This window comes from Micromonospora maritima (assembly GCF_902825405.1).
GTDB classification, from domain to species: Bacteria; Actinomycetota; Actinomycetes; order Mycobacteriales; family Micromonosporaceae; genus Micromonospora; species Micromonospora maritima.
In genome coordinates, this window is record NZ_CADEAU010000297.1 from 1 (window position 1) to 6,760 (window position 6,760).

Consider the following 6,760-nt stretch of genomic DNA (forward strand, 5'->3'; position numbering starts at 1 on the left):
GCTCTTCCGATCTGGCGGTGCGGCCGGGGCCACGTCGCCGACGCCGACGCCGGCGCCGGAGCCGGGTCAGGACGACGAGCGGGTGTCCAACCCGGCGGTGAAGGCGCGGCAGGCACCGTAGTCGGGCAGCAGGCCCGCGACGCGCGCCTCGGCCAGGCTGGGCGCGGCCGCGTCCCGGTCGGAGAGCAGCGGCGTCCCCGCCGGCCAGTCGATCGCGAGGTCCGGGTCCAGCGGGTGCACGGCGTGCTCCGCCGCCGGCCGGTACGTGGTGGAGCAGAGATAGCTCAGCGTGGCGTCGTCGGTCAGCGCGCAGAACCCGTGCCCCAGGCCCTCGCCGAGGTAGACCGCCCGCCGGTCGACGTCGTCCAGGCGGACCGCCTCCCAGCGGCCGAAGGTCGGTGAGCCCACCCGGACGTCCACGATCACGTCGACGACGGCCCCGCGGACGCAGGTCACGTACTTCGCCTGGCCGGGCGGGACGTCGGCGAAGTGGATGCCGCGCACCACGCCCCGCGCGGACACCGAGAGGTTGCCCTGGGCGAGCCGCAGCGGGTGCCCGACCGCCTCGGCGAGGCGGTCGAAGCGGTACCACTCCAGGAACAGCCCACGGGCGTCGCCGTGCTGCCGGGGCGTGACTTCCCAGGCGCCCTCGATGCCCAACGGCCGCACCTTCACGAACCGCTCCCGACGGCCGACCCCTCGGCCAGCAGCCCGAGCAGGTAGTCGCCGTATCCGCTGCGGGCCAGCGGGTGGGCCAGCGCCCGCAGCCGGTCGTCGTCGATCAGGCCGGACCGCCAGACCACCTCCTCGACACAGCCGATCTTCATGCCCTGCCGCTCCTCGATCACCCGGACGAACTCGGCGGCCTGCATCATCGAGGTGAACGTGCCGGTGTCCAGCCAGGCCGTGCCCCGGTCCAACACGGTCACGGACAGCTCGCCCCACTCGCGGTAGGTCTCGTTCACCGCCGTGATCTCCAACTCGCCCCGGGCGCTGGGGGTCAGCTTGCCGGCGATGTCGACCACCCGGTTGTCGTAGAAGTAGAGGCCGGGCACCGCGTACCGGGACCGGGGCCGGGCCGGTTTCTCCTCGATCGACAGCACCCGGCCGGCCGCGTCGAACTCCACCACGCCGTAGTCGCCCGGGTTGGCGACCGGATACGCGAAGACCCGGGCGCCGGCCGGGTCGCCGTGCTGCGCGAGCTGCCGGCCGAGGCCGACGCCGTGGAAGATGTTGTCGCCGAGGATCAGCGCGACCGGCTCGTCGCCGACGAAGTCCGCGCCGAGCAGGAACGCCTGTGCGATGCCCTCCGGACGGGCCTGCTCCGCGTACTCCAGCCGCAGCCCCCACTGGGCGCCGTCGCCGAGCAGCCGCTCGAACTGGGCCCGGTCGTCCGGCGTCGTGATGATCAGGATCTCCCGCACCCCGGCCATCACCAGCGTGGAGAGCGGGTAGTAGACCATCGGTTTGTCGAACACCGGCATCAGTTGCTTGGAGACGGCCCGGGTGATCGGCCAGAGCCGGGAGCCGGTGCCGCCGGCGAGCAGGATTCCACGCACCCGCGGAGGGTACCGGTCGCGGCGCGGCGTGCGGGTGCCCGTCGTCGGCCCCGGTCCGTGCTGCGCTTTCGCGTAGACTCCCGGTCCCGTGAGGATCCTCGTCACCGGCGGTGCCGGCTTCATCGGGTCGGAGTACGTGCGGATGCTGCTGGGCGTGCCCGGTGGCGACGCGGCCGGGGTGGCGGACCTGGCGCCCGCCGGGGTGACCGTGCTGGACAAGCTCACCTACTCGGGCAACCCGGCCAACCTCGCGCCGGTGCGCGACGATCCCCGGCTGCGCTTCGTGCGCGGCGACATCTGCGACCCGGCGACCGTCGACGCGGTGGTTCCCGGGCACGACGTGATCGTCCACTTCGCCGCCGAGTCGCACGTGGACCGGTCCATCACCGGCGCCGCGCCGTTCGTCACCACGAACGTGCTGGGTACCCAGACCCTGCTCGACGCCGCGCTGCGCCACGGCACGCGGCGGTTCGTGCACGTCTCCACCGACGAGGTCTACGGCTCGATCGACTCCGGCTCCTGGACCGAGGACTGGCCGCTGGCGCCGAACTCCCCGTACTCGGCCTCGAAGGCCGGCTCGGACCTGCTGGCGCTCGCCTACCACCGCACCCACGGCCTGGACGTGGTGGTCACCCGCTGCTCCAACAACTACGGGCCCTACCAGTACCCGGAGAAGCTCGTCCCGCTCTTCGTCACCAACCTGCTCGACGGCGGCACCGTGCCGCTCTACGGCGACGGCGGCAACGTCCGGGACTGGCTGCACGTGCACGACCACTGCCGGGGCATCGCCCTGGTGCAGGAGAAGGGGCGGGCCGGCGAGGTCTACCACATCGGCGGCGGCACCGAACTGACCAACCGGGACCTCACCGGACGGCTGCTGGCCGCCTGCGGCGCCGGCTGGGACCGGGTGGTGCCGGTGACCGACCGCAAGGGCCACGACCGCCGCTACTCGCTGGACATCACCAGGATCAGCACCGAGCTGGGGTACGCCCCGAGCATCGACCTCGACCGGGGCCTGGCGGACACGGTGCGCTGGTACCGCGACAACCGGGCCTGGTGGGAGCCGCTGAAGACGGCGACCCACGGATGAGCCGGCTGCTCGTCACCGGCGCCGGCGGGATGCTCGGGCGGGACCTGCTGGCCGTGCTGCGGGACCGGCCGGACCTCGCCGTCACCGCCGCCACCCGCACCGACCTCGACGTCACCGACGAACGGGCGGTACGGGCGGCGGTCGCCGGGCACGACGTGGTGCTCAACGCCGCAGCCTGGACCGACGTGGACGGCGCGGAGACCCACGAGCGGGCGGCCACGGCGGTCAACGGCGACGCGGTCGCGCACCTGGCCCGGGCCTGCGCCCTGGCCGGGGCCCGGATGGTGCACGTCTCCACCGACTACGTGTTCTCCGGCGACGCCACCGAGCCGTACCCGGAGGACGCGCCGACCGGCCCGGTCAACGCGTACGGGCGCGGCAAGCTCGCCGGCGAGCGGGCGGTGACCCGGCTGCTGCCCGAGACCGGGTACGTGGTGCGCACCGCCTGGCTCTACGGCACCTCGGGCCGCAACTTCGTCACCACCGTGTTGCGGCTGGCCGCCGAGCGCGACCACCTCGACGTGGTCGACGACCAACGGGGGCAGCCGACCTGGTCGTACCGGCTCGCGCAGCGGCTCGTCGCGCTGGCCGACGCGGCGCTGGCCGGCGAGGCGGCCCCGGGGACCTACCACGGCACCGCCGCCGGTGAGACGACCTGGTACGGGCTGGCCCGCGCGGTGTTCGCCCTGCGTGGCCTCGATCCGGACCGGGTCCGCCCGACCACCGGCGACCGGTTCCCGCGCCCGGCGCCGCGTCCGAGCTACAGCGTGCTGGCCCACGGTCGGTGGGCCGCCGCGAAGCTGCCGCCGCCGGGGGACTGGCACGCCGATCTGGCCGAGGCGCTGGCCCGCTGACCGCCGAGCGGCCTCAGCGGCCGCCGCCCCGGAAGACCTCCGTCACCGTACGCAGAACGATCTTGATGTCGAGCCAGAGCGACCAGTTCTCCACGTAGTAGTTGTCGAACCGGGCGCGGTCCGAGATCGGCGTGTCCCCGCGCAGGCCGCTGACCTGCGCCAGGCCGGTGAGCCCCACCGGGACGCGGTGACGCATCGCGTAGGTGGGGTACTCCACGGAGAACTTCTCCACGAAGTAGGGCCGCTCGGGCCGTGGCCCCACCACGCTCATCTCGCCGCGCAGGATGTTCCACAGCTGGGGCAGCTCGTCGAGCGAGGTGCGCCGCATGAACCGGCCGATCGGGCCGATCCGCCGGTCGTGCGCGATCGACCAGGTGGTCTGCGACTCGTGCTCGTCGGCGGGGCGCATGGTGCGGAACTTGACGACCTGGAACGGCTCGCCGTAGCGGCCGATCCGCTCCTGCCGGAAGAAGATCCCGCGACCCCCGTCGAGGAACGTGGCGATCGCGCAGAGCAGCAGCAGCGGGCTCAGCAGGATCAGCGCGACCAGGGCGAAGAGCACGTCGGAGGCGCGCTTGACCCACCACCGTGGACCGCTCAGCGTGGTGTCACCGATCTTCACGATCGGGATGGCCCCGATGTGGTCCGGGTGGCCGCCCTGCGACCGGGAGCCCCACAGTCGCGGCACCGCCCACAGGTCGCAGCGGGAACTCGCCGGACGGAGCAACGCCTCCATCAGGTCCGACTCGGAGCAGTCCGGGTCGGCGATGACCAGGACCTCGCACTCCACCATCGTGACCAGCTTCTCGACGTCGTCGATCGTGCCGATGAGCGGCAGCGCGCCCAGGCGCGGCCGCGTCGGCGCGTCCACCGCGCCCACGAAACGCAGCCCGTACTGGGGGTAGCGACGCAGCAGCCGGGCGAGCTCCGCGCCGATCGGGCCGCCGCCGACGACGATCGCGTTGTGCTCCACCCAGCGGCGCCGCCGGGCGAGCAGGACGATCCGCGAGTTGACCGCCCGGCCGACCACCACCAGCCCGGCGGAGAGCGCGAGGCCGCGCATGAATCCGCCGAGGTAGACCACCGAGTCGTGCCGAAGGGCGGCGATGATGGCCACCACCGCGCCGGCGGCGAGCAGCCGCCCGCCGAGACTGGGCAGCTCGTCCAGGATGCTGATGTGCCGGCGGGGCCGGTAGAGCCCGCCGGTGGCGAGCAGGCCCACGGTGAGCGCCGCGTTGGACAGCGTCCCGCGCCAGTAGTCCTGGGTCAGCAGCAGCGGCGCGAGCAGGGCGGCGACGTCGATGGGCGCGGTCACCATCCAGGCCCGTAGCCGCCGGGTACGCGTGGAGGCCCGGGAGCCGGCGTACGGCAGGACCGTGGTCGTGTCCATACTGCCGGTCATCGATGTGATGTCCGGTGGCCGCGCGGCCGGATGCTCGAACGCCGGTAGGCGTGGCATGGTGGATCCTCCCCCGTGACGCCCCGGTCCTCTGCCGACGGACCCGGGGCGATCGCAGGATATGAGCGGCTGCGCCCGCCCGCCAGAGCCGCCACGGCAGTTCGACGTCCTACTTTCCGCTGACCGCCAGGATGTCCGGCACCGAGTCCCGGCGGACGGCCTCGAACAACGTCTTCGATCGGGCCGGGTCGGGGAACACCACGCTCTCGCTGCCGACCCGGCCCGTCCCCTTCACCGGGCAGGTGAAGAACGTCAGGTTTCCGCTGCGCAGGCCGCGCATCTCCATCGCCAGGTCCACCAGGGACAGCGACTTGTCGACCGCCACCGAACTCGACATGGCCCGGACGAACGAGTTGAGCTTGGCCGGGTTGGCCAGCACGCCGCCGGAGGCCGCCTTGTCCAGGATCGCCTTGATCACCTGCTGCTGGTGGCGGATGCGGGCGAAGTCGCCGTCCGGGAAGGCGTGCCGCTCCCGCGCGTAGTCGAGCGCGGCCGCGCCGTCCATGCTCTGCCGGCCCTGCTTGAACGTCCGCGTGCCGATCAGCGAGTACTTGGTGGTGAAACCCTTCTCCACATCGACCTCGACGCCGCCCAACGCGTCGATGATGTCCTTGAAGCCGGCGAAGTCCACCATGGCCACGTTGTCGATCCGGACGCCGCTGAACTTCTCCACGGTCTGCACCATCAGCGGCACGCCGCCCCAGGCGTACGCAGCGTTGATCTTCGCGTCCCGGCCGCCCCGGCCCTCCTTGGACTTCGGCACCGCCGTCCAGGTGTCCCGGGGGATCGAGATGAGTTGGGCGCTGGAACGGTCCTTCGGCAGGTGGGCCAGGATGATCGTGTCACTGCGCGACCCGCCGGTGCTCTCCGGATCGCGGGAGTCGCTGCCCAGGATCATGATGTTCATGGCGCCCTTCGCCGCGACCGGCGGCCGGGACGCCTCGGGCACGCCGGTGAACGCGTCCACCCGGTCGATCGACTTGTCGACCGACCGGTAGTAGAGCCCGCCGGCCAGGGCGCCGCCCCCGGCCAGCAGCACCAGCACGAGCAGCACGACCAACGCGATCCGGCGGCCCCGGCGACGCCGTGGGGCCCCCTCCCGCGGGCCGTCGGCGTCCACGTCGGACGTCGCGGGACGGGCGTCGGACTCGGCGAGGGGCTGGCGATCGGACATGCCGGGGATGCTACTGATTCGCGTTTCGGCGCGGTGACCCTCGTCCGGACGGCCGATGCCCACCGGTCCGCCCGGCCCGGCGGTCCCCGGCCCGGCAGACGTCGCCCCGGCGGGCCTTGCCGCGCCGCGGCGGAGGATAGATGATTGCCGAAACGACCACGTCGACCGAGGAGTCGAGATGCAGGTGATCCACCAGCCGCGGGTGGCGTGGGACACCGCCCGGGTGATCGGCGGCGCGTTCCACGACGACCGGCTGTTCGACTGGCTCCGGCACGAGTTCGACGACCTGTTCGGGCCCGCCGCCGGCGACGCGCTCGCGGAGAGTCGCGAGCGGGTCCGCCACGCCGGTGACGTCCGGGTGTCGGTCGAGACCGGCCTGTGGCGGGTCCGCCTGGAGGACGCGCTGCGGCAGCGCCCGGAGATCGCCGGCGACCTCGCCGGGATCGCCTCGGTCGCCCGCGCCCACCGGCCTTAGCTTTCGCTTAGCCCGCTTGTCCGGCGACCGGGCGGTGCGGCAGCATCGACCGGCGTGACCGACGGCAGCGCGCCTCACCCCACGTCTCCGGCCGGCGCCGAGCGATCGCCCGCCGGGTCCGGCCGCCGTCGTGCCCCGTCCCGGGCACG

7 protein-coding genes are annotated in these 6,760 nt (G+C 73.2%); 3 read left to right on the forward strand and 4 right to left on the reverse strand.

Annotated features, from left to right (window positions below):
- Positions 1 to 66: 66 nt before the first annotated feature.
- Both HUW36_RS22250 and rfbA read right to left on the reverse strand, forming a co-directional pair.
- Positions 67 to 675, reverse strand: coding sequence for a dTDP-4-dehydrorhamnose 3,5-epimerase family protein (locus tag HUW36_RS22250; RefSeq protein ID WP_174529949.1), 609 nt, complete (start codon positions 673 to 675; stop codon positions 67 to 69).
- The gene (gene rfbA / locus HUW36_RS22255; RefSeq protein ID WP_174529950.1) at positions 672 to 1,559 is read right to left on the reverse strand and encodes a glucose-1-phosphate thymidylyltransferase RfbA; all 888 of its coding nucleotides are present in this window, start codon (positions 1,557 to 1,559) and stop codon (positions 672 to 674) included. Before rfbA ends, HUW36_RS22250 begins: the two co-directional genes overlap by 4 nt.
- A gap of 88 nt (positions 1,560 to 1,647) precedes the next feature.
- Between rfbA and rfbB the strand changes: the two genes are divergently transcribed.
- Positions 1,648 to 2,649: a dTDP-glucose 4,6-dehydratase gene (gene rfbB, locus HUW36_RS22260; RefSeq protein WP_174529951.1), complete on the forward strand. Its 1,002-nt coding sequence runs from the start codon at positions 1,648 to 1,650 to the stop codon at positions 2,647 to 2,649.
- A complete protein-coding gene (gene rfbD, locus HUW36_RS22265; RefSeq protein WP_174529952.1) occupies positions 2,646 to 3,503 on the forward strand; it encodes a dTDP-4-dehydrorhamnose reductase in 858 nt (285 codons plus the stop codon). Before rfbB ends, rfbD begins: the two co-directional genes overlap by 4 nt.
- 13 nt (positions 3,504 to 3,516) lie before the next feature.
- Here the strand turns inward: rfbD and HUW36_RS22270 are convergent, their stop codons facing one another.
- Both HUW36_RS22270 and HUW36_RS22275 read right to left on the reverse strand, forming a co-directional pair.
- Complete coding sequence (locus tag HUW36_RS22270; protein WP_174529953.1) at positions 3,517 to 4,962, reverse strand: exopolysaccharide biosynthesis polyprenyl glycosylphosphotransferase; 1,446 nt, start codon at positions 4,960 to 4,962, stop codon at positions 3,517 to 3,519.
- A gap of 109 nt (positions 4,963 to 5,071) precedes the next feature.
- Positions 5,072 to 6,136, reverse strand: a complete 1,065-nt coding sequence (locus tag HUW36_RS22275) for an LCP family protein (protein WP_246248274.1) — start codon at positions 6,134 to 6,136, stop codon at positions 5,072 to 5,074.
- Between the two features lie 178 nt (positions 6,137 to 6,314).
- On the opposite strand from HUW36_RS22275, the gene HUW36_RS22280 reads away from it, so the two are divergent.
- A complete protein-coding gene (locus tag HUW36_RS22280) occupies positions 6,315 to 6,611 on the forward strand; it encodes a hypothetical protein (protein WP_174529954.1) in 297 nt (98 codons plus the stop codon).
- Positions 6,612 to 6,760 lie beyond the last annotated feature (149 nt).